The sequence below is a fragment of the Mesorhizobium sp. M1A.F.Ca.IN.020.06.1.1 genome, from assembly GCF_004023265.1.
In the GTDB taxonomy this organism is placed as follows: domain Bacteria; phylum Pseudomonadota; class Alphaproteobacteria; order Rhizobiales; family Rhizobiaceae; genus Mesorhizobium.
In genome coordinates this window covers 1-2,453 of sequence record NZ_RZSR01000902.1, presented here as the reverse complement: position 1 = coordinate 2,453, position 2,453 = coordinate 1, and the positions used below count along the sequence as shown (strand labels likewise).

Annotated in this window: 2 protein-coding genes; both read right to left on the bottom strand. The window is 65.1% G+C overall.

Annotation, left to right across the window (positions count from 1 at the left end):
- Positions 1–523 (bottom strand): NAD(P)-binding protein (locus EOA60_RS28780; RefSeq protein WP_164899620.1); only part of this gene is annotated, 523 nt, incomplete at its 3' end.
- Positions 510–2,129, bottom strand: coding sequence for an NAD(P)/FAD-dependent oxidoreductase (locus EOA60_RS28775; RefSeq protein ID WP_095824020.1), 1,620 nt, complete (start codon positions 2,127–2,129; stop codon positions 510–512). The genes EOA60_RS28780 and EOA60_RS28775, both read right to left, overlap by 14 nt.
- Positions 2,130–2,453: the final 324 nt, after the last annotated feature.

The window sequence follows — 2,453 nt, the reverse complement described above, 5'->3', positions numbered from 1 at the left end:
CGCGCATGTCCTCCTTGCCGAGCTTCTTCAGCGCCAGCGCCGTCTGGCCGAGCCCGGTCATTTCGGCGAGCGACATGCCGGCAAGGTCCGGCGGGCGGCGCGACAGGAAGGGTTTCAGCACGCCGGCGTAGCGCAACAGCTGCGCGCGCAGGTCGCGCCAAGCCGACTGCTCCGACGGGCTGGCGCCCGTCAGCGCCTCGCCATAGGCGCCGTGCAGCACCAGCGGGCCGTCTTTCGACAATGCGATCGACGGCACGAAATCGCCGCGCTCGATCTTCAGCCCGTGGCGCTCGAGCTCCAGCGTCTTCACCACATCGGGATGCAGGCGGTTGAGCAGATGAGCGACCGAGGAGGCGCGAAACCCCGGCGCGAATTCCTCGGTGCGCGCCGCGCCGCCGACCTCCTTGCCGGCCTCGAGCAGCAGCACCTTGCGTCCCGATTTCGCCAGAGTGGCGGCGGCAACCAGGCCGTTGTGGCCGCCGCCGATGACGATCGCGTCCCAATTCGCTTCAGATGACGTCATGGGCTGGGCTCATATGCAGGGTTGGCTTGGCGAGATCGCGCAGGATCTCGGCGGCGGCGTTGCGTCCGGGCGCGCCCATGACGCCGCCGCCCGGATGAGTGGAGGAGCCGCACATATAGAGGCCGCCGACCGGCGAGCGGTATTGCGCGTAGCCCGGCACCGGGCGGTTGAACAGCAGCTGGTCGAAGGTCAGTTCGCCTTGGAAGATGTTGCCTTCGGTGAGGCCGACCTCGGCCTCGATCTCGCGCGGCGTGCGCACCTCCATATGGACGATGCGGTCGCGGAAGCCGGGCGAATATTCGGCGATCTGCGCAACCACGCTTTCGGCGAAGCCGTCGCGGTCGGCGTCCGTCCAGTCTCGCCCGCCAATTTTGGGCGGCGCGTATTGCACGAAGCAGCTCATGAAATGTTTTCCCGGCGGCGCCATGGTCGGGTCGAGCGTGGTCGGGATCACCATGTCGAGGAAGGGATCGGCCGACCAGCGCCCGGCCTTCCAGTCGTCATAGGCGCGCTCCATGCGCTCAATGGAATCGGTGAAGTGCATGTCGGCGCGGTAGACCGGCGAATCCTTTGGCAGAGCGGTGAATTGGGGAAGCGAATCGAGCGCGATGTTGACCTTGCCGGACGAGCCGCGGATCTTGAAGTTCCTGACCCGCCGAAGGAAGATGTCGGGCAGCTCCTTCTCCTCGACCAGCTTCAGGAAGGTGCGCTTCACGTCGGCGTTTGAGACGACGAGCTTGCCATAGACCTCTTCGCCGCCGGCCAGTACGACGCCCTTGGCCCTGCCGTTCCTAATCAGCACGCGCTCGACCTCGGCGCCGGTGCGGATCGTGCCGCCGGAGGCCTTGAACGAGGCGGCGAGCGCCTTGGTCACGGCACCCATACCGCCACGCGCATAGCCCCAGGCGCCCACCGAGCCATCGACCTCACCCATATAGTGGTGGAGCAGGACATAGGCCGTGCCGGGCGACATGGGCCCAAGCGCCGTGCCGATGATGCCGGAGAGCGCAAAGTTCGCCTTGATGACGTCGGTCTCGAAATACTCGTCGAGGAAGTCGGAGATCGACATCGTCCAGAAGCGCAAGGTCAGCGCCATTTCCTCAGCGGTGAGAACGGCGAATTTCTTGCCGAGATAGAGCAGCTCGCCAAGATCGCGCGGCTTGAAGCTGGTGGGATCGGGCGCGGTGCGCATCAACAGCGGCTGGATGAAGCGGCACTGCCTTGTGACGTCGCGCGAATAGCGGTCGTAGGCCTCGGCGTCGCGCTTGGAGAAGCGGGCGAATTCGCGGCGATGCGCATCGTGGTCGCGGTAGTTGGCGAGATAGTCGCCGTCGCGCGTGAACACCGCGCCGCCTTCATAGGAGATCACCTGCAGGCCGAAGCGCGGCAGCTCCAGATCGCGCATGATCTCGGGCCGGAACAGCGAGCAGACATAGGAGCAGTTGGAGTAGAGAAAGCCCGGCGTCAGCTCGCGGCTGGTGGCCGCACCGCCGACCCAGTCGTTCTTCTCGACCACCAGCACGTCGAGCCCGGCGCGCTGCAGATAGCCGGCGTTGACCAGCCCGTTGTGGCCGCCGCCGATGACGATCGCGTCCCATGCGTTCATGTGCGCTCAACCTCCCTCCGGCCGCCCGTTTTTTGGGTGCGATTTGTTCCCCGATCAGCCGAATTTGGCACGGGTCACGGTTTTTTGTCCAGCCATTTTGAATGAATGTTCAACAAATGGTGTTGCGTTTCTGCGTTGATGCGCTAGGCTTTGCCCCGCATTTCTGGTGTTCCGCTAGCGCGAAGGTGACTTCCGCATTTGAGGCTCAGTCCGATGATCGAAACGGCTAACGCCGAGCCGGAATATGACGACGCGGCCATTCGCTTCCTCGAGGCGCTCTGGGGCGATGGCTACCTGTCGCCGGGCGGCCCGGACGAAGTGGAC

Coding starts and splice junctions, on each gene's coding strand:
- EOA60_RS28775 (WP_095824020.1), bottom strand. CDS start 2,129: ATGAACGCATGGGACGCGATCGTCATCGGCGGCGGCCACAACGGGCTG.